We start from the raw sequence: 17,748 nt of genomic DNA, 5'->3' as shown, positions 1-17,748 counted from the left end.
TCAATAACTCACAAACCAAACCGCCGGGCCCTAGTCCGCGATATCAGAAAACAGGTTGTCTCCGCTCTCTCCCAGAAGGTCGGTCTGCACCGTGCCGGCGTTGATATCGCGCAGCTCGACGCGGCCATCACCATACCCGACCACAACCTTGTCACAGATATCAATAAACAGCCCGTTTTCCACCACACCCGGAATCTGGTTCAGCACCAGCGCCAGCTGACGCACGTTGCCAATGCGTTTCAGATGCAGGTCCAGAATATGGTTCCCCTCATCTGTCACCTTCGGGGCCTCGCCATTCATGCGCAACGTGACCGAGGTGCCCAGAACGTCCATCGTATCCAACGCTTCCTCGATCAGAGTGCGCGTGGTCTGCCAGCCAAAGGGAATCACCTCGACCGGCAAGGGAAACGCCCCCAGCGTTTCAACCTCTTTACCCGCATCCGCGATCACCACCATTTGATCACTGGCCGTGGCCACGATTTTCTCTTGCAACAGCGCCGCCCCACCGCCTTTGATCAGATTGAATTCGTCATCAAACTCGTCCGCGCCGTCGATGGTCAGGTCCAACCACCCGGCCTGATCGAGCGAGACAACCTCAATCCCGACCTCGCGCGCCAGTTGTGCGGTCGCTGTCGACGTTGGAACGCCTTTGATCTTCAGCCCCTCTTCGCGCACACGTTCCCCCAAACGCCGCACCAGCCACGCGGCGGTCGACCCCGTGCCAAGCCCCACACGCATTCCGTCTTCGACCAGATCCGCGGCCCGATAGGCCGCAACATATTTGGCTTTGTCGATCGGCGACAAATCTCTGCTCATGACAACATCCCCCGAGTAGTCTGGGGGGCCTTATACGGAATGCCCCTGCCAACTGCGAGAGGCAAATCGCACCGCATCGGCGCTAAGATGCCGCTGAAATACGCCTTTCTGATGGGAATGGTCGCAATCAGGGCTACCTCGTGCGGTCGCCGCACATAGATAGGGAGTATGGAAACGCGATACCGCCTGCACTATGCCCCTGACAACGCCTCGCTGGTGATCCGGCTGGCACTGGAAGAGATGCGCCTGCCTTATGACACCGTTCTGGTGGACCGCGCCCGGAACGAGCAGGACGGTGCTGCCTATCGCAGTCTCAACCCCAACGGGCTGATCCCGGTGCTTGAAACGCCGCAGGGCCCGATCTTCGAGACCGCCGCGATCCTGCTTTGGCTGAGCGACACGCACGGCCAGATGGCTCCTGCCCCCGACGGCCCCCAGCGCGCCGCGTTTCTGAAATGGCTCTTCTTCGCTTCGAACACGCTGCACGCCGATTTGCGCATCCTCTTCTATGCTGAAAAATACATCGAAGCCGCCCAGGCCGAGACATTGCGGGCGGGCATCCGCCCCAGACTGCGCCAGCATCTGAAGCTGCTGGATGATCTGGCCCAAACCCGCCCCGACTGGTTCAGCAGCAAGCCTTCGGTCCTGAGTTACTACATCGCCTGCATGATGCGATGGATGGCACTTTATCCGGTGCAGTCCGACCGCAGCTGGTATCAGTTGAACACAACTCCGAACCTGCGGTACATTCTGGGGCAATTGGAACAGCGCCCGGCAACACGCGCTGCCTTGATCGCCGAAGGGCTCGGGGCTGCGCCGTTCACCTCTCCTACTTACGCCAATCCTCCGGAAGGCTCAGCTATCTGATATGTTTCTCTCTGTCTTCGATATGTTCAAAGTGGGCATTGGCCCGTCCTCTTCACATACCATGGGGCCGATGGTGGCCGCCGCGCGGTTTCTGGACATGATGCGCGCGTCACCGTTCGAATTCTCTGGCCTGCGCGGATCGCTGCACGGCTCGTTGGCGTTCACCGGCGTTGGCCATGCGACCGACCGCGCCACCATTCTGGGCCTCGCCGGATTTGTGCCCGACACCTATGACAACGACAAAGCCGAGGCGACGCTGGCCCAGATTCATGCGACCCAAACGGTGACACCTGAAGGACTACCGACGCTCAGCTTTGATCCAAAGGCCGATCTGATCTTTGACTTCGAACAATCACTGCCGGGCCATGCCAATGGCATGATCCTGATGGCTACGGACGCGCAGGGGGATGTGATCCTGCAGCAGGTCTTTTATTCCGTCGGCGGTGGCTTTGTCCTGACCGAAGAGGAACTGGCCGAAGGCAAGGCGACCGAAGAAGGTGCGCCCATCCCGTTTCCGTTCAAATCTGCGGATGAAATGCTGCGGATGGCCAAAAGCAGCGGCAAAACCATCGCCCAGATGAAGCGCGCAAATGAAATCGCGCGCGGATGTCCGGAAAGCTTTGCCAAAGGCTCGGCCCGCCTCTGGCAGGTGATGAATGATTGCATCGAGCGTGGGTTGAACACGGATGGTATCCTGCCGGGTGGGCTGTATGTGCGCCGCCGCGCCAAGGGTATCCACGACGCGCTGCTGGCCGAGCGCGGCAAGAACCTGACCGCACCGCACACGATCAACGACTGGATGAGCGTCTATGCCATGGCAGTGAACGAGGAAAACGCCGCCGGTGGTCAGGTCGTCACCGCGCCAACCAACGGTGCGGCGGGTGTGCTGCCTGCGGTGCTGCGCTATTACCTCGACCATGTGCCGGGGGCCTCTGAAAACCACATCGAAGACTTCCTGCTGACCGCTGCGGCCATCGGCGGGCTGGTCAAGTATAATGCCTCGATCTCGGGCGCCGAAGCGGGCTGTCAGGCCGAGGTTGGCAGCGCATCTGCGATGGCGGCAGCGGGTTTGTGCGCGGTGATGGGCGGCACCCCTGAACAGGTGGAAAACGCCGCTGAAATCGCATTGGAGCACCATCTCGGCATGACCTGCGATCCTGTGGCGGGGCTGGTTCAGGTCCCTTGCATCGAACGCAACGGACTGGGCGCGATCAAGGCGGTTTCGGCCGCTTCGCTGGCGCTGCGGGGGGATGGTCATCACTTTGTGCCGCTGGATTCAGTGATCGAAACCATGCGACAGACCGGCCATGATATGCATGAACGGTACAAGGAAACCTCATTGGGCGGGCTGGCCGTGAATGTGCCAAACTGCTGACAGCATCGCGGAGGACAGACATGCGCGGACATTGCCTGTGCGGCAGGATCAGCTTTGAGATCGATCCCCCGGTGCTGTCTTGTGTCTCCTGTCATTGCGATAGCTGCCGCCGCCAGTGTGCGGCCCCGATGACCACCTATTTCGGCGTGCGCGACGGCCAGTGGCGCTGGACCGGTGCAGAACCCAAACGCTTCAACTCCTCTCCGGGGGTCGAGCGCAGTTTCTGCCCTCAATGCGGGACACCGATCTCGTTTCGGTCCGAGAAGATGTCAGATGTACTACACCTGTACGTCGCCACGCTCGAAAACCCCGAGGCGCTGCAGCCCACCCTGCATGTGGCGCATGAGGAAAAACTGAGTTGGCTGCGCCTGGATGACGGCCTGCCAGCCTGCATCGGCCCGGATTACACCAAGGTGCACCCCCTGCCCGAAGCCTGACCTTTCCAGCGGGACGCGAAACCGCTAGCGTCGCCGCCATGACTCAGGATCGCCCCGTATTCGGCATCGTACTGATGCTTGGCTTTTGTGTGCTTGCCCCTCTGGGGGACGCCATGGCCAAGGTGCTGGGTGAAACGACTCCCATCGCCCTGCTGGTTTGGGTTCGCTTTGCAGTACAGGTTGTAATCCTGACGCCGCTGATCGTCGCAACAGGTCGCCCTTGGCGGATGCGCGGGCGCGTGCTGCGTCTGACGATGATCCGCACACTGCTGCATATCGCGGGTATCTCGGCCATGTTCAGCGCGCTGCTGTACTTGCCGCTGGCCGATGCGGTCGCCATCGCCTTTGTGATGCCGTTCATCATGCTCTTGCTGGGTCGCTTCGTGCTGGGCGAGCATGTGGGGCCCAGACGGCTGATCGCGTGTATCGTCGGCTTCATCGGGACGTTGCTGGTCATCCAGCCCAGTTTCGCTCAGGTCGGTGCGCCAGCATTGCTGCCGCTGATCGTGGCAGTGGTATTTGCGCTATTTATGTTGGTGACCCGGCAAATCGCCAAAGAGGTTGATCCAATCGCGCTTCAAGCTGTGTCCGGAGCGATGGCGACGGCATTCCTGCTGCCCCTCCTGCTGCTGGGGACATATGCCCAAGTCGATCAGCTTTCGTTCATTGCCCCTGATGGCCAGACTCTCTGGCTGCTCCTTGCGATCGGCGCTCTGGGCACGGTGGCGCATCTGCTGATGACATGGTCACTGCGCTATGCCCCTTCGGCTACGCTGGCGCCAATGCAATATCTGGAAATCCCCGTGGCCACGCTGATCGGATGGATCATCTTCCGCGACCTCCCCAATGGTCTTGCTGCCATCGGTATCCTGATCACCATCGCTGCGGGCCTTTATGTCATCCTGCACGAGCGGGCCAATGCCCGGTCTGGCCCGACAGAAACGCCTGCATAACCTGATCCAGCGCAGCACGCGGCACCATGACCAGCGACCCCGGCGCGTCCACCTCAAGCGTGATCTCTCCGAGCGCGCGGTTGGAAGTTCCAATCTGACCGTCCGGTTCGAACAGCAAAGCGTCGATCGGCCACTCCAATCCCTGGCTCCGCCCTTTTGTGCGCCGAAATGGAAACAATGACACCGTGTCCCCCGGCACCAGGTTCAGCGTGATCCGGGGCGGCGCAACAAACGCCAGTTCATGTGCGCCAAGCAAAATACAAACGCGCTCTGGCCTGCGTATGAGGCTGTTGAACACCGCCAACTGATGATCCACCCGCGCCCCCAGAAATCCGGCAGCCAGAACCAGAGGGGCCTGAACATGCCGCAGCGCCTTATCAAAATCTGTGCTGTCCTGTTCTCGGATCGGAAACAACCGATCTTTGGGAATCTGGCCCTGATAAGCGGGGGACAACGAGTCGAAATCCCCAATCACGGCATCCGGAATACGACCCGAATCAATCAAAGCAACCGCTCCGCCATCCGCCGCAACAGCAGAATCGACGCGTTTCAGCACCAGATTCACGTCATCCGGGCCGATTTCTCCGCCTCCAAACAGCCCGATTGGCCCTTTGGACCGAACAATTGACTCATTTTTCGCAAGATTGACCATATTTCCCGGTTTTGGACATAATGAGACCACAAAATGATAGACTCATGGCTACAGTTTGAAGTCGATTGCCCAAATCCGTGTTGGGCAGTGTGACTGGGTAGTTTGTAGAGGACGTGCGTCTGATGGTACAGAACAACAAGGTTTTAACCGTTTCTTACGGAACCTTCTCGTGCACTTTGGAAGGCTTCGACGATTCATTCGAAACGATGAAAGCCATTGCCGAGTATTTCCGGGACCTTTCCGCGGATGACCGCTATTTCGGGTCCGAGCCCCCCCAGCCGGACGCCCAGATGCTGACGCGCATCGCCCAACGCGACGAAGCGCGCCGGGTTGAAGCCAGTCAGAACGATACCGGTTTGGTGCTACGCGCCACGGATACCGCCACCGACACCGGCACCGCACCAGCAGCACCGACCCCCGCTGCCCCTGCGCCGACGTCCCCTGCACCGACCCTGGAAACCCCCTCTGTCAGCACAAACGCCCCGTCGGCGCCTGCAATCCCCACCGATGAGCCCGCCGATAGCATTGCCGCCAAACTGCAGCGGATTCGTGCTGTCGTTTCGCACTCCGATGCCGCGCCGAGCGCTTATTCCGAGGACGAAGACACCAGCTATTTGCAGCCGGCCAAACCCAAGGTGGATGCCATCGCCGCCGCCTTCGAAGCCGGTGCGCTTGCTCCGACTGATCTGCAGGAGACCGTCGATGAGACGCCGGACGCTGCGCCAGTAGAAGAGACTCGGGCGCCTGGACCGCAGCAGGAAGAAATCGAAACACCCGTTGCGCAAGCCACCGACGAGACACCCGAGCCCGAAGCAGACGTCCAAGCCGATGCAACCGCGCTGGTTCTGCCCCAAGACATCGAGGACGCACCGCAACAGGATGAGGTCACCGACACTGACGTGCTGTTTTCGGACCTCGATGACAGCTCGGATCCCCAGGCCGAGGATGAGCCCAATATCCTCAACGAAGCCGAGGCGGACGAAGAGGATACGCTGGACGATCTCGCGCACGACGTGATTTCGGCCGAGGATGAAGCACTGTTGCTGGATGAAATCGCTTTGGTTGAATCCGAGCTGTCCGTTCAGGCACGTTCCCATCGGGCAGAGATTTCGGGTCTCGATCAGGACGTCTCGCGCCTGATGGACGAAGCGGATGCACAGCTTGATGATCCCGCAACCACCGATCAGCGCGAAGCCTATTCGCACCTGCGCACTGCGGTTGCCGCAACCGAGGCAGAGCGTGCCGAAGGCAAGGACGCGGCAGGCGAACGCGAGGATGACTATCGCGGCGATCTTGCTTCGGTCGTCAGCCCTCGCCGCCCCGAGGTTGAAGTCACCAGCAAACGCCCCTCGACCAACGAAGCCGCACCGCTGAAGCTGGTCGCAGAGCAGCGTATCGATACCGAAACCGGCGACACCGGCCCGGTTATGCCGCGACGCGTGAGATCGACCGATGAAGACATTCCAGAGGAAGAAGGTGGTTTTGCCACCTTTGCACAAGAACAGGGCGCGCAGTCGCTGCCAGATTTGCTAGAGGCCGCCGCCTCTTACCTGTCCTTCATCGAAGGCCAGGAACAGTTCTCGCGCCCGCAGTTGATGAACAAGGTCCGCTCGCTGAAACAGGAGGCGTTCAATCGCGAAGAAAGCCTGCGTTCTTTCGGCCAGCTTCTGCGCGACGGTAAAATCGAAAAGGCGGGCGGAGGACGCTTCGCGGCCTCAACCCTGATCGGGTTCCGTCCCGATGATGACGAACGCGCCGCGGGCTAAACCCGGCGCACTGCAATACCCCCTCGAAACTAGACAGGGCCAGAGGTTACTCTGGCCCTTTCCTTGTGCGGTTCGCGCGCGCCACAGCGGCAAATCCGCTCATTTTCAGAGTTTGCCGCACCGTCATTATGCTGCAGCGCAGAAATCTGCTAAGCTCTGTGCACCGACTAAGCTTAATCTCGTGTTTCTGAATGCCCATGTTTCCGACCTGAGGTATCTGTTATGTACGATCTTGCAATTCGACGGCTGCGCATCTTTGATAAACCCCTTGTAACCACCCATTTTCAGAATCTTGCTCCGGACGCCCTTCGCGCGCGGTTTGGCGCTGCCGTTCCCGACACGTTTCTGGATCGATACGTATCATCTCTGTTTGATGACGCATCATTGGTTTTCGGCGCGTTTCCTGACACGTGCCTGCGCGGTATGGCCGAGTTGCGGCCGCTGGGCGACAGCCACCCTCGCGCCGCCGAGGCAGCATTCACCGTCGAAGCACCCTGGCAGGATCGCGGTATCGGCGACGCGTTACTGTCGCGCGTGATCGCCGGGGCGCGCAACCGCCGGATACGTGAGGTGCATATGATCTGCCTTGCAACCAATCAAAGGATGCGCCACCTGGCCAGCAAGCACAGCGCCGACCTGAACCTGATGACCGGAGAAGTCGCAGCCAAGTTAACCCCGGCCTGGCCGACGCCGCAAAGTATGGCGCAAGAGATCGCCGGTGAATATCACGCCTTTGCCCGCGCGGTCTTTAGCTGGCCGGACTAGAACCCAAAGCCGATCGCGACGTAAGGCCCGGTAAGGATCAGATCGATCACTTCGCGCCCCTCGCGAAAGTTAACGTCCAGATGCCGGTATCCACCCGCAACACTTATTCCGTGTTTCCATTTCCAACTCGCCTGTGCCAGCGCTTCCCACTGGAACTCCGATCCATAGCCAAAGCCGCCAACATTGCCCATCGCGGTTAGGCTCCAACGTTCATTCAGCGCTCGACTATAGCGCGCTCCAATCACCGGATCTGTCCAGCTTTGATCGGTACTGAAAGTGCGATCAAGCACCGTGGTCGAGACATCAAGATCCCAGTGGCGCAACCCGCCCAGTGCCTCGATCCGCGACTGGTCATCCTCGTGGATGGCATAGCTGACCCCTAATGAGAACATGATGCCATTGAGGTCCCAACTGGCCGCGTCGTCGAAGCGGCCAACCGTAACGTCGTCTCCAAGGTCCAGATAGTTGAACTCGCCGCCGATGCTCCAGCGTCCATTTCGGGCTTCGCCCGCGATGAGGAACGCGCCATCGAGGATATCAAATATTGAGGTATCACCATTGACGGGCGGGTTCGGCCCCACATCCAAAGAGGTCTTGAACTCCGGCCCCCACACGTATGGTGCAACGACGTAGTTCCAATCGCTCGCCTGAGCGCCGCCAGACACGCAAGCCGCGATCAGAGCTGCAAACACCCGATTTTTCATGCCGAGCTGCCCCTTTAATTTATTCTTTCCTGATGTCGCGAGCTTGGCAGGCGAACAATGTGCGCGCAATGAGCGGAGGCAGTTTCAATCCTGATCCGGGTCTTCTTTGCCTACACCACGAAAAACAAACTTGAACGGCAGGACCCAAACGATGCCCAACGCGACGTAAACCAGAAACTCGAGCCAGATCGGTGGTCGATCCAACCAGTTCACGATTGTTACGACCGCAACGATGTAAGCGGGCAGCCCGATCAGCAGCAGCACCAACGACCATCGCCGCCGCGCTTTGTAGCTGAGCAAGGGTTTATCCTTGTCGCTCATCAGTCTGCAAACGGGTCGGTCACCAGAATGGTGTCCTCCCGCTCCGGGCTGGTCGACAATAATGCAACGGGGCATTCGATCAGTTCCTCGACCCGGCGCACATATTTGATCGCATTGGCGGGCAGATCGGCCCAGCTGCGCGCGCCTTCCGTGGATTCGCTCCACCCCGGCATTTCTTCATAGATCGGCGTACACCGCGCCTGCTGGTCGGCCGCGGTGGGCAGATAGTCCAGACGGGTTCCGTCCAGCTCATATCCTACACAGATTTTCAGCGTCTCGAATCCGTCCAGCACGTCCAACTTGGTCAGCGAAATGCCGTTCACACCGCTGGTCGCACAGGTCTGACGCACCAGACAGGCATCGAACCAGCCACAGCGCCGCTTGCGCCCGGTGGTGGTGCCGAACTCATGCCCCCGCTCACCCAGACGCTGCCCGTCGGCGTCATCCAACTCGGTCGGGAACGGCCCCTCTCCCACGCGGGTGGTATAGGCCTTGACGATCCCCAGCACGAAATCGATCGAGCCCGGCCCGATCCCCACCCCGGTCGAGGCCTGACCGGCAATCACGTTGGACGAGGTCACAAACGGATAGGTCCCGAAATCAATGTCCAGCAATGCGCCCTGCGCGCCCTCGAACAGAATACGTTTGCCGGCCTTGCGCTTTTCGTTCAGAACCTTCCAGACCGGAGCCGCAAACGGCAGAATCTCAGGCGCAATCTCTTTCAGCTGCGCGATCAGCCCATCCCGGTCAATCGGCTCCAGCCCCAGCCCGCTGCGCAGCGCATTGTGATGCACCAAAGCCCGATCCACGCGCAACGCCAAAGTCGCGTCATCCGCCAGATCAGCCACCCGGATTACCCGGCGCCCCACCTTGTCCTCGTAGCACGGCCCGATCCCACGGCCAGTGGTGCCGATCTTTGCCACCGAGTTCTGACTCTCGCGCGCCCGGTCCAACTCGCCATGGAACGGCAGGATCAACGGCGTGTTCTCGGCTATCATCAGCGTCGCAGGAGTAATATCCACACCCTGCGCCCGGATCGTGCCGATCTCCTTGATCAGATGCCACGGGTCCAGAACAACGCCATTGCCAATCACGCTCAACTTGCCGCCGCGCACAACGCCCGAAGGCAGCGCGTGCAGCTTGTAAACCTCGCCATCAATGACCAGCGTATGCCCGGCATTATGCCCACCCTGAAAACGCGCGATCACATCCGCCCGCTCGCTGAGCCAGTCGACGATCTTGCCTTTTCCCTCGTCACCCCATTGGGCGCCGACAACAACCACGTTGGCCATATCCGGTCCTTTTTACGCTGAGTCTTCAAACCCGGCTCGTATAGCGGCGCGACTGCGGTAGGGAAACCGATAATTCGCCGCAGATCAGAACCGCGCGTGCCGCGCGGTGCCTCCGGCGGGGATATTTATAGCCAGATGAAGAGCGGATCCCCTGCTTCATCTGGCCAAAAATATCCCGGGGGAGTCGCCCAACGGGCGGCGGGGGCAGAGCCCCCTCTAACCTTGCGACAAGCGCACAGGTTCGCCGTGGGGCGTGGTCAGATACGCCTCTTCCCAAGCATTGCGCAGAGCCGCGATGTCGTCGGGGGCAGCATCGCCCTGCTCGGTCAGAAGCGACTCGAGCGTTTCAAGCCAGGCGTGAAAGTAGTCGTCACCGCCATCCAGCTCTTTGTTCAAACCATTGCGTTTCAGCGTCTGCGAAAAGCGCGCGGCCCAGTCGGGCCAGTCAAAGCGGCCCGCTTCGCTCAGCGCTACGGTGACGGCAAAGACCTGCGCGTGCCAGGGTTCGGCGAAGACAGGCTCGGGCGCGGAATAGGTGATACACTCGTTCATGCCGGTTCCAGATAGGATTGCCACAGGTCCAGCACGACCTCATCGCGCGGATGTTCCGGATCGGCCCAAAGCTCGGACGCGGGGAATACCACCGCGTAAAGCGGCTCGGGCGCTTCGCCCAGCCCATGCGCGTTGGAATCGGGCAGCACATGGGTGCCGTGCAGGCGCAAGATGCGGCCCGTTGCTCCGGCGGCATAGATCGGCAGACGGGTATGGCCACCCTCGACCAGCCGGTTCGCGGTGGGGCGCACGGTGCGGACGGCTTGCCCGGCCTCGAACTGCACGGCGACATTCGACGGGCGATCGGCCGGGCCGCCTCTGGCCAGCGCGGTCGCCACGTTCTCGGCCATAAGCTTGCGCGAGGCCAGCGGGTGACCCGTGTCCGCGGGTTCTCCGCGTAGGTCATCCAGTGTCAGCACACCCTGCTTCACCAGCAGATCGGCCAGTCCGGCCATCCATTTCTCGTAATAGGAAAACCGGGCGTAATCCTTGGGCGACAGGCATTCACGCGCATGACGCGACACGTCGATATTCCATTGCCCCAGAAAGCCCGAGGCCAGAGTCACCGCCAGCGCCCGCGCGTGCCAGTCCTCGGCAAAGATCGGGGCATCCTCGGCTTCAGGGTTGATCGGACCATCGCCAAACCGTCCACCCATATCGTGAACCCGGGTCATGAGGGCACCCGCGCCAGTCCGGTGCCGATCATGCTGTCGCGGCTGACCAGCGCGGCCAGTTCGTCCTCACCCAGCCCCTCGGTGCCTTCCGGGCGCATCGGCAGCACGAGATAGCGCATCTCGGCAGTCGAATCCCAGACCCGAACCGAAGTCTCATCAGGAAGCGTCACGCCGAATTCCGCCAGCACCTTGCGCGGCTCGCGTACCGCGCGGGCGCGATACGCATCGGATTTGTACCAACCCGGAGGAATGCCGAGCAGCGGCCATGGGTAACAACTGCACAGGGTACACACGACCATATTGTGCTGTTCCGGCGTGTTCTCGACCACCACCATATGCTCGCCCTGACGGCCAAAATAGCCCAGATCGGCGACAACCGGTGTGGCATCCTCAAGCAAGGCCGCCTTGAACGCAGGATCGCTCCACGCCTTGGCAACAACGCGCGCGCCGTTCTGCGGGCCGATCTTGTTTTGATAAGTGTCGATAATCTCATCCAGCGCCGCCGGATCGATCAGCCCCTTGCGGGTCAGAATCGTCTCAAGCGCTTTGACGCGCAGAGCGGGTTCAGATGGCAAAAGGGCGTGCGGGTGGTCGTGATCGTCATGTGGCATGACACGCAGCCTGCGTTACAGATCAACGCCCTGTCCAGTCCCTTTGACGTGATGTGCAACATCAGCATCCGTGATGCCAACTCGTCCCTTGCCCCCGGAACCAAACTTGCATAAGTACCACGCGATACACGCCACGCTGTACGGGACACCCATGGAAAACGTCGTTCTCATCATCCATCTTCTTCTGGCCCTTGGCCTGATCGCCGTCGTTCTGATGCAGCGGTCCGAAGGTGGAGGCCTTGGCATGGGCGGCGGCGGTGGCGGCGCTATGACAGGCCGTGCCGCAGCAACCGCGTTGGGCAAGGTCACATGGATTCTGGCCGGGTGTTTCATCGTCACCTCGATCACGCTGACCATTCTGGCGGCGCAGAAATCCTCGGGCAGCTCGGTCATCGATCGTCTGGGCGTTCCGGCACCGGCATCAACCGAGGAAAGCACGCCTGCGGTTCCGTCCGCAGATGACCTGCTGCCTCCGACGCAGGGCGACAACGCACCGCTGATCCCTCAAGCCGACTAAGCCACTACACTTAGAAACCTAAAAGAGAACTGCAACAGCATCTTGCGGTTCTCTTGCGCTTTGGGCGCGAATCCTTTATATGTGAAGTCCCGTGATGCAGCGGTTTTTCGAAGCCGCCGGGCAGCTGATTTTGACGTCTCACGGGAGCAGCCGAAGAACATGGCGCGATTTATTTTCATCACCGGTGGTGTGGTTTCGTCCTTGGGTAAAGGACTGGCTTCGGCGGCCTTGGGCGCGCTGTTGCAGGCCCGGGGATACTCGGTGCGGCTGCGCAAGCTGGACCCTTATCTGAACGTCGATCCCGGCACCATGTCGCCGTTTGAACATGGCGAAGTGTTCGTTACCGATGACGGTGCCGAGACCGATCTCGACCTTGGCCACTATGAACGCTTCACCGGCGTTGCCGCGCGCAAGACCGACTCGGTCAGTTCGGGGCGGATCTATTCCAACGTGCTTGAGAAAGAGCGCCGGGGCGACTATTTGGGCAAAACCATTCAGGTGATCCCCCACGTCACCAACGAGATCAAGGATTTCATCGCCATTGGCGAGGATGAGGTCGATTTCATGCTCTGCGAAATCGGCGGCACCGTGGGCGATATCGAGGGCCTGCCCTTCTTTGAAGCCATCCGTCAGTTCAGTCAGGATAAGCCGCGCGGTCAGTGTATCTTTATGCACCTGACGCTGCTGCCCTATATCAAGGCGTCTGGCGAACTGAAAACCAAGCCGACTCAGCACTCGGTCAAGGAGTTGCGATCCATCGGCCTGGCCCCCGACATTCTGGTCTGCCGTTCCGAGGGTCCGATTCCGGTCAAAGAACGTGAAAAGCTGGCCCTGTTCTGCAACGTCCGCCCCGACAGCGTGATCGCGGCGCAGGATCTTTCCACCATTTACGACGCCCCTCTGGCCTATCACAAGGAAGGTCTGGATCAGGCGGTTCTGGACGCGTTCCAGATCAGCCCTGCCCCCAAGCCCGATCTGGCGAAATGGGAAGACGTCAGCGACCGTATCCACAACGCCGAGGGCGAAGTGAAGGTCGCAATCGTCGGCAAATACACCCAGCTTGAAGACGCCTATAAATCGATTGCCGAGGCCTTGACCCATGGCGGCATGGCAAACCGTGTCCGCGTCAAGATCGAATGGGTGGACGCCGAGGTGTTCGACACCGAAGACGCCGCCCCTTACTTGGAAGGGTTCCACGCCATCCTCGTCCCCGGAGGGTTCGGCGAACGAGGCACTGAAGGCAAGATCAAGGCGGCGCAGTATGCGCGCGAACATAAGGTGCCCTATCTGGGCATCTGCCTTGGAATGCAGATGGCGGTGATCGAAGCTGCCCGCAATGCGGCTGGCATCACCGAGGCGGGTTCGGAAGAATTCGACCACGAAGCTGGGAAAAAACGTTTCGAGCCAGTCGTTTACCACCTCAAGGAATGGGTGCAGGGCAACCACAAGGTTGAACGCAAGGTCGGTGACGACAAGGGCGGCACCATGCGTCTGGGCGCATATGATGCCGTTCTGGCTGAGGGATCGAAAGTGGCCGAGGTCTACGGCGGCACCGCAATCGAGGAACGCCACCGTCACCGGTACGAGGTGGACATCAAATACCGCGACAAGCTGGAAAAGGCGGGCCTGAATTTCTCGGGCATGTCCCCCGATGGCCGCCTGCCCGAGATTGTCGAATGGTCGGATCACCCGTGGTTCATCGGCGTTCAGTACCACCCGGAACTGAAATCCAAACCCTTCGATCCGCACCCCCTGTTCCGCGAATTCGTGCGCGCCGCCAAGGACACCTCGCGACTGGTCTGATCACGCGATTGTACCCCTCGGCGCGAAACATCTTTACGCGCCGAGGGTTCACACGGTTAACTGCCGCCATGACAGCGACAGGAGACCGGCCATGACCGATCAGATTACCCACGCGGAACAGTTTGCAGCCCTGCACAAAAAGGGCGACCCGGTCATTCTGTATAACATCTGGGACGCCGGCAGCGCCGGGGCCGTGCGCGATGCTGGGGCCAAGGCGATTGCCACGGGCAGTGCACCGGTCGCGATGGCGCAAGGCTATACCGATGGTCAGAATGTGCCGATAGGGGCGGCGCTGGCCAATGCCCGCCGCATCGTCGAGGCGGTCGACCTTCCAGTGACACTGGATTTCGAAGGCGGTTATGCGGAAAACCCTGCTGACATCGCAGCCAATGCTCAACGCGCTTTGGAAACAGGGATCATCGGCTTCAACTTCGAAGACCAGATCATTGGAACCAAAGAGCTTTATGACATCGAAACCCAAGCCGCCCGCGTCGCGGCCCTACGCGAAGGCTGCAATGTCGCTGGCGTTCCCGCCTTCATTAACGCGCGCACCGATATCTTCCTCAAAGCTGCACCCGACACACATGACGAGGCGATGCTGGACGACGCGATGGCTCGTGCGAAAGCCTATGCCGACGCCGGGGCCAGCGGCTTTTTTGCGCCGGGACTAAAAGACGAAGCGATGATCAAAAGCCTCTGCGACGCGACCAGCCTGCCGGTCAATATCATCGCCTTGCCCGGCACCCCCGATACGGCCACACTGGCCGGGCTGGGCGTTGCGCGGATCAGCTATGGCCCGGTTCCCTATCGTCAAATGCTCGCATGGCTGCAGGACAAGGCCCGCGACGCGCTACAAAGCGGGGCCTGATCCCGTTTGGGGATTGCATTCTGAGACATTCCTCAGCACCTTGCGCGTTGTAACCGCACGGAGGATGCCTCATGGCCAAAGGATACTGGGTCGCCCATGTCGATGTGGACGACTTTGAGACCTACAAATCCTACATCGCCGCCAATGCGCTTCCCTTCTCTGAGTATGGCGCGAAATTTCTTGTGCGTGGCGGCGATAGGACCGAGGTCGAAGGCAAGGCCCGCGCCCGCACCGTGGTGATCGAATTCCCCAGCTATGAACAGGCCTTGGCCTGTTATGAAAGCGACGCGTATCAGGCCGCCAAGGCGCTGCGCGATCCGGTCTCGACCGGCGATCTTGTGATCATTCAGGGTTATGAGGGTTAGTGCCGCTTGGCGCGCCCCGAATTAGGGAATATCCTGACCTCATGTTGAAAAAATTCTTTCAGGCCCTGCGTCCGCCACAACATGACAAGCTGCCTGACCCGGATGCCGAACTGGCCTTGGGCGCATTGATGGTGCGCGTGGCGCAGGCGGATCGCGACTATAAGCTGGAAGAGATCAGCCTGATCGACCGGATCCTTGCCCGCCTGTACCAGCATAACGCCATCGAGGCCGCCAAGGTCCGTGCGACTTGCGAGAAGCTGCACGCGGCCGCCCCCGAAACGGATACGTTCGGCAAATTGATCCGCGAAACCACCGACCTGCAGGAACGGCTGGCCGCGCTGGATGCCCTGTGGGAGATCGTATTGGCCGACGGCGACACGGATGAGGGTGAAATCAAAATTGTCGAAGAGGCGCGCGTTGCGATGGGCCTCAGTTTCAATGACAGCAAGGCCGCGCGTGAACGCGTGCTAAGCCGGTTGGAAGCGACCTAACCAACAACTATATGGTTCAGAATGTTCAGTGATTTCCTGTCCCGGCTGACACAGCCCCAGCCCGATCCGCTGGTCGAAGACGACGCCCGTCTGGCCCTGACCGCCCTTCTGGTGCGCATCGCGCGCTCTGACAACGACTACGCCGATACCGAGATGGCCCGGATCGACCGCATCTCGGCAGAACGCTATGGCTTGTCCCCGTTCGAGGCCGCCGCCCTGCGCGCCCGCGCCGAAGACCTCGAGGCCGAGGCCCCCGACACCGTCCGCTTTACCCGCGCGATCAAAGAGGCCGTTGCCTATGACGACCGCCTCGCCGTGGTGCAGGCAATGTGGTCGGTCGCACTGGCTGACGGGAACCGCACCGGCGAAGAGGATTCACTGCTGCGCCTTGTGGTCAGCCTGCTGGGCGTCAGCGACGTGGATTCAGCGCGCGCACGGCAAAAAGCGGCCAAGGCCTGATCCCTCGCGGATCACCCCATCTCAAGCGATTAAAGGACTGCATCGAGTCCAATCTGGACATCGTGCAGGTGCTGTGCGCACGGTGAGCCATGTCGCTGACGCAAGACTTAGAGCAAATTCTTGAAACCGCCCTGCCAAGCGACCCCAGCTTTCGCAGGATTGAAAAGGCGCCGATGGACGATTGCGTCAATGATGCCCGGCAGCACGCTTTGGACGGTTCCAAAGAAGCGTTCTTGTTGTCCGCGATGCGTCTAATGGCACTTCCCGGAAACGGCCACACACGACTGATTCCGAACGATGCGATTTCCGTGCTTCCGCTGAGATTTGTGAGCGTCGGAACAGCCATTCGCCTCACTTTCGCTGCACCAGGCATAACACCTTCCAGAGGACAACTGCTTACTGTCAACGGGGCGCCATTGGGCCAGATTGAAAGCGCCGCAAGGGAATATCTTGCAGGAACGCCGCAAAGAAAACGGGTCATCGGACCGATCCTCCTCGCTTGGCCGTACGCTTTGGCTCATCTTGGGTTTCCTTCAACAGACGACACAACCACGTACCGCGTGCAGGACGAGAATGGACAGATTACCGATGTGGACGTGGACAACGGACATACGGTTCGCGCGTCGACGCTCTATCCCAGAAACGAGCACGGACGGGCTGATCCGACCTGGGAACCTGAGACATTCGCAGAGATAGCGGATTGGAAGAATCTTGGGCTTTCCATAACTCTGCCGAGTTTCTTTGATCCCAGCAAAAGCGTGTTGCCAAAAGCGATCTCAGGCGCGGCAGAGAGGGTAAAGGCTCAGCCTACCACAACGCTCTTGATCGACGTCCGCGGAAATACCGGTGGCGATTTTCTTCAGACGATGCCCTTGATCGACGCAGTCTGCGAAACAGCAAGCAGACGGGTTGCCGTGCTCGTGGATAAGTTCACGTTTTCGGCGGCAATCGTGTTCGTCGTGATCTTGAAGCATCGCCTAAAAGACCGGCTAAGACTGTTCGGAGAAGAAATGGGCGACGGGTTGACGTTCTTTGCCGAGGGCGGACTGCTTGATCTGCCAGTCAGCGGCGCGGCGGTCCGCTATTCGTCGGCGTTTCACGATTGGAAGAATGGAACCACGGATCAGACCACACCGCCCGAAATCGCCCGGCAAATAGTCGCGGCGGGAACACTGCAGTTTGACCAAGAACCTATCACGAGCCCCGCTGATGCCGATGCGCAAGCCACCGTCTATCGCCGAATACTCAGTCGTCTGGGCGAGTAGACGATCAACCTCTCTGCCTGCAAAGCTGACCTAGGGTGAGAAACCGCACAGTGCACGGTGCCCAATACAACCGAAACGATAAACTGGCGATTCTGGCCAGAGCACCTGGTCATTTTGGCAATTTCGCCGCCTGAATTTGTCATTTGCGCATTGCATTGGCCCGATTTTTCGGCCCTAGTACCGCACCAAAGATAC

The 17,748-nt window shown here is 60.2% G+C and carries 21 protein-coding genes; 13 read left to right on the top strand and 8 right to left on the bottom strand.

Going from position 1 to position 17,748, the window contains the following annotated elements; translation table 11 throughout:
• Positions 1 to 30 precede the first annotated feature (30 nt).
• Entirely contained in the window at positions 31 to 816 is a 786-nt protein-coding gene (gene rpiA / locus ACR3EN_RS12840; RefSeq protein ID WP_480821513.1) for a ribose-5-phosphate isomerase RpiA, read from the bottom strand.
• A gap of 168 nt (positions 817 to 984) precedes the next feature.
• On the opposite strand from rpiA, the gene ACR3EN_RS12835 reads away from it, so the two are divergent.
• The 4 genes from ACR3EN_RS12835 to ACR3EN_RS12820 are packed head-to-tail and all read left to right on the top strand — an operon-like array spanning position 985 to position 4,448.
• Positions 985 to 1,683 carry a glutathione S-transferase family protein gene (locus tag ACR3EN_RS12835; RefSeq protein WP_480821511.1) on the top strand — a complete coding sequence of 233 codons (699 nt, stop codon included), beginning with the start codon at positions 985 to 987 and terminating at the stop codon, positions 1,681 to 1,683.
• Between the two features lies 1 nt (position 1,684).
• The gene (locus tag ACR3EN_RS12830) at positions 1,685 to 3,058 is read left to right on the top strand and encodes an L-serine ammonia-lyase (RefSeq protein WP_480821509.1); all 1,374 of its coding nucleotides are present in this window, start codon (positions 1,685 to 1,687) and stop codon (positions 3,056 to 3,058) included.
• Between the two features lie 20 nt (positions 3,059 to 3,078).
• Complete coding sequence (locus tag ACR3EN_RS12825) at positions 3,079 to 3,495, top strand: GFA family protein (protein WP_480821507.1); 417 nt, start codon at positions 3,079 to 3,081, stop codon at positions 3,493 to 3,495.
• Between the two features lie 38 nt (positions 3,496 to 3,533).
• Positions 3,534 to 4,448, top strand: coding sequence for a DMT family transporter (locus ACR3EN_RS12820; RefSeq protein ID WP_480821505.1), 915 nt, complete (start codon positions 3,534 to 3,536; stop codon positions 4,446 to 4,448).
• On the opposite strand, the gene ACR3EN_RS12815 is transcribed toward ACR3EN_RS12820, so the two are convergent.
• Positions 4,393 to 5,100, bottom strand: coding sequence for a thiamine diphosphokinase (locus ACR3EN_RS12815; protein WP_480821503.1), 708 nt, complete (start codon positions 5,098 to 5,100; stop codon positions 4,393 to 4,395). The two genes, ACR3EN_RS12820 and ACR3EN_RS12815, sit on opposite strands and share 56 nt — an antisense overlap.
• Positions 5,101 to 5,222: 122 nt before the next feature.
• Between ACR3EN_RS12815 and ACR3EN_RS12810 the strand changes: the two genes are divergently transcribed.
• Positions 5,223 to 6,866, top strand: coding sequence for a hypothetical protein (locus ACR3EN_RS12810; RefSeq protein WP_480821501.1), 1,644 nt, complete (start codon positions 5,223 to 5,225; stop codon positions 6,864 to 6,866).
• Between the two features lie 222 nt (positions 6,867 to 7,088).
• Positions 7,089 to 7,631 (top strand): GNAT family N-acetyltransferase, encoded by a 543-nt coding sequence (locus ACR3EN_RS12805; RefSeq protein ID WP_480821499.1) that lies wholly within the window; start codon positions 7,089 to 7,091, stop codon positions 7,629 to 7,631.
• On the opposite strand, the gene ACR3EN_RS12800 is transcribed toward ACR3EN_RS12805, so the two are convergent.
• The 6 genes from ACR3EN_RS12800 to nthA form a co-directional block, all read right to left on the bottom strand.
• Positions 7,628 to 8,335 carry a hypothetical protein gene (locus tag ACR3EN_RS12800; protein ID WP_480821497.1) on the bottom strand — a complete coding sequence of 236 codons (708 nt, stop codon included), beginning with the start codon at positions 8,333 to 8,335 and terminating at the stop codon, positions 7,628 to 7,630. The genes ACR3EN_RS12805 and ACR3EN_RS12800 overlap by 4 nt on opposite strands.
• Positions 8,336 to 8,419: 84 nt before the next feature.
• Entirely contained in the window at positions 8,420 to 8,656 is a 237-nt protein-coding gene (locus ACR3EN_RS12795) for a DUF2842 domain-containing protein (protein ID WP_480821495.1), read from the bottom strand.
• On the bottom strand, positions 8,656 to 9,948 hold the full coding sequence (locus ACR3EN_RS12790; RefSeq protein WP_480821493.1) for an adenylosuccinate synthase: 1,293 nt from the start codon (positions 9,946 to 9,948) through the stop codon (positions 8,656 to 8,658). Before ACR3EN_RS12790 ends, ACR3EN_RS12795 begins: the two co-directional genes overlap by 1 nt.
• A 216-nt stretch (positions 9,949 to 10,164) precedes the next feature.
• Positions 10,165 to 10,500 (bottom strand): nitrile hydratase accessory protein, encoded by a 336-nt coding sequence (locus ACR3EN_RS12785; protein WP_480821491.1) that lies wholly within the window; start codon positions 10,498 to 10,500, stop codon positions 10,165 to 10,167.
• Positions 10,497 to 11,174 carry a nitrile hydratase subunit beta gene (nthB, locus tag ACR3EN_RS12780; RefSeq protein ID WP_480821489.1) on the bottom strand — a complete coding sequence of 226 codons (678 nt, stop codon included), beginning with the start codon at positions 11,172 to 11,174 and terminating at the stop codon, positions 10,497 to 10,499. Before nthB ends, ACR3EN_RS12785 begins: the two co-directional genes overlap by 4 nt.
• Positions 11,171 to 11,785, bottom strand: a complete 615-nt coding sequence (nthA, locus tag ACR3EN_RS12775) for a nitrile hydratase subunit alpha (protein ID WP_480821487.1) — start codon at positions 11,783 to 11,785, stop codon at positions 11,171 to 11,173. The genes nthB and nthA overlap by 4 nt, the downstream gene beginning before the upstream one ends.
• A 151-nt stretch (positions 11,786 to 11,936) precedes the next feature.
• On the opposite strand from nthA, the gene secG reads away from it, so the two are divergent.
• From secG to ACR3EN_RS12740, 7 genes are all read left to right on the top strand, one after another.
• Positions 11,937 to 12,302 (top strand): preprotein translocase subunit SecG, encoded by a 366-nt coding sequence (secG, locus tag ACR3EN_RS12770; protein WP_480817825.1) that lies wholly within the window; start codon positions 11,937 to 11,939, stop codon positions 12,300 to 12,302.
• Positions 12,303 to 12,461: 159 nt separating this feature from the next.
• Positions 12,462 to 14,105, top strand: a complete 1,644-nt coding sequence (locus tag ACR3EN_RS12765; protein ID WP_480870862.1) for a CTP synthase — start codon at positions 12,462 to 12,464, stop codon at positions 14,103 to 14,105.
• A 91-nt stretch (positions 14,106 to 14,196) separates the two neighbouring features.
• Complete coding sequence (locus tag ACR3EN_RS12760) at positions 14,197 to 14,973, top strand: isocitrate lyase/PEP mutase family protein (protein WP_480870864.1); 777 nt, start codon at positions 14,197 to 14,199, stop codon at positions 14,971 to 14,973.
• Positions 14,974 to 15,044: 71 nt separating this feature from the next.
• Positions 15,045 to 15,338 carry a DUF1330 domain-containing protein gene (locus tag ACR3EN_RS12755; RefSeq protein ID WP_480870866.1) on the top strand — a complete coding sequence of 98 codons (294 nt, stop codon included), beginning with the start codon at positions 15,045 to 15,047 and terminating at the stop codon, positions 15,336 to 15,338.
• A 41-nt stretch (positions 15,339 to 15,379) separates the two neighbouring features.
• Positions 15,380 to 15,829, top strand: coding sequence for a tellurite resistance TerB family protein (locus ACR3EN_RS12750; protein ID WP_480861527.1), 450 nt, complete (start codon positions 15,380 to 15,382; stop codon positions 15,827 to 15,829).
• A 21-nt stretch (positions 15,830 to 15,850) separates the two neighbouring features.
• Positions 15,851 to 16,288 (top strand): tellurite resistance TerB family protein, encoded by a 438-nt coding sequence (locus ACR3EN_RS12745; RefSeq protein WP_480821479.1) that lies wholly within the window; start codon positions 15,851 to 15,853, stop codon positions 16,286 to 16,288.
• Positions 16,289 to 16,377: 89 nt separating this feature from the next.
• On the top strand, positions 16,378 to 17,553 hold the full coding sequence (locus ACR3EN_RS12740; protein ID WP_480821477.1) for a S41 family peptidase: 1,176 nt from the start codon (positions 16,378 to 16,380) through the stop codon (positions 17,551 to 17,553).
• Positions 17,554 to 17,748: the final 195 nt, after the last annotated feature.

The organism is Ruegeria sp. G7 (assembly GCF_056535465.1).
Note: the sequence above shows the minus strand (reverse complement) of the source record. Positions and strands in the feature narration are given on the sequence as shown.

What these genes read in the sequence shown, in the direction of transcription:
- rpiA (WP_480821513.1), bottom strand. Translation starts at nt 816, where the DNA reads ATGAGCAGAGATTTGTCGCCGATCGACAAAGCCAAATATGTTGCGGCC.
- ACR3EN_RS12835 (WP_480821511.1), top strand. Translation starts at nt 985, where the DNA reads ATGGAAACGCGATACCGCCTGCACTATGCCCCTGACAACGCCTCGCTG.
- ACR3EN_RS12830 (WP_480821509.1), top strand. Translation starts at nt 1,685, where the DNA reads ATGTTTCTCTCTGTCTTCGATATGTTCAAAGTGGGCATTGGCCCGTCC.
- ACR3EN_RS12825 (WP_480821507.1), top strand. Translation starts at nt 3,079, where the DNA reads ATGCGCGGACATTGCCTGTGCGGCAGGATCAGCTTTGAGATCGATCCC.
- ACR3EN_RS12820 (WP_480821505.1), top strand. Translation starts at nt 3,534, where the DNA reads ATGACTCAGGATCGCCCCGTATTCGGCATCGTACTGATGCTTGGCTTT.
- ACR3EN_RS12815 (WP_480821503.1), bottom strand. Translation starts at nt 5,100, where the DNA reads ATGGTCAATCTTGCGAAAAATGAGTCAATTGTTCGGTCCAAAGGGCCA.
- ACR3EN_RS12810 (WP_480821501.1), top strand. Translation starts at nt 5,223, where the DNA reads ATGGTACAGAACAACAAGGTTTTAACCGTTTCTTACGGAACCTTCTCG.
- ACR3EN_RS12805 (WP_480821499.1), top strand. Translation starts at nt 7,089, where the DNA reads ATGTACGATCTTGCAATTCGACGGCTGCGCATCTTTGATAAACCCCTT.
- ACR3EN_RS12800 (WP_480821497.1), bottom strand. Translation starts at nt 8,335, where the DNA reads ATGAAAAATCGGGTGTTTGCAGCTCTGATCGCGGCTTGCGTGTCTGGC.
- ACR3EN_RS12795 (WP_480821495.1), bottom strand. Translation starts at nt 8,656, where the DNA reads ATGAGCGACAAGGATAAACCCTTGCTCAGCTACAAAGCGCGGCGGCGA.
- ACR3EN_RS12790 (WP_480821493.1), bottom strand. Translation starts at nt 9,948, where the DNA reads ATGGCCAACGTGGTTGTTGTCGGCGCCCAATGGGGTGACGAGGGAAAA.
- ACR3EN_RS12785 (WP_480821491.1), bottom strand. Translation starts at nt 10,500, where the DNA reads ATGAACGAGTGTATCACCTATTCCGCGCCCGAGCCTGTCTTCGCCGAA.
- nthB (WP_480821489.1), bottom strand. Translation starts at nt 11,174, where the DNA reads ATGACCCGGGTTCACGATATGGGTGGACGGTTTGGCGATGGTCCGATC.
- nthA (WP_480821487.1), bottom strand. Translation starts at nt 11,785, where the DNA reads ATGCCACATGACGATCACGACCACCCGCACGCCCTTTTGCCATCTGAA.
- secG (WP_480817825.1), top strand. Translation starts at nt 11,937, where the DNA reads ATGGAAAACGTCGTTCTCATCATCCATCTTCTTCTGGCCCTTGGCCTG.
- ACR3EN_RS12765 (WP_480870862.1), top strand. Translation starts at nt 12,462, where the DNA reads ATGGCGCGATTTATTTTCATCACCGGTGGTGTGGTTTCGTCCTTGGGT.
- ACR3EN_RS12760 (WP_480870864.1), top strand. Translation starts at nt 14,197, where the DNA reads ATGACCGATCAGATTACCCACGCGGAACAGTTTGCAGCCCTGCACAAA.
- ACR3EN_RS12755 (WP_480870866.1), top strand. Translation starts at nt 15,045, where the DNA reads ATGGCCAAAGGATACTGGGTCGCCCATGTCGATGTGGACGACTTTGAG.
- ACR3EN_RS12750 (WP_480861527.1), top strand. Translation starts at nt 15,380, where the DNA reads ATGTTGAAAAAATTCTTTCAGGCCCTGCGTCCGCCACAACATGACAAG.
- ACR3EN_RS12745 (WP_480821479.1), top strand. Translation starts at nt 15,851, where the DNA reads ATGTTCAGTGATTTCCTGTCCCGGCTGACACAGCCCCAGCCCGATCCG.
- ACR3EN_RS12740 (WP_480821477.1), top strand. Translation starts at nt 16,378, where the DNA reads ATGTCGCTGACGCAAGACTTAGAGCAAATTCTTGAAACCGCCCTGCCA.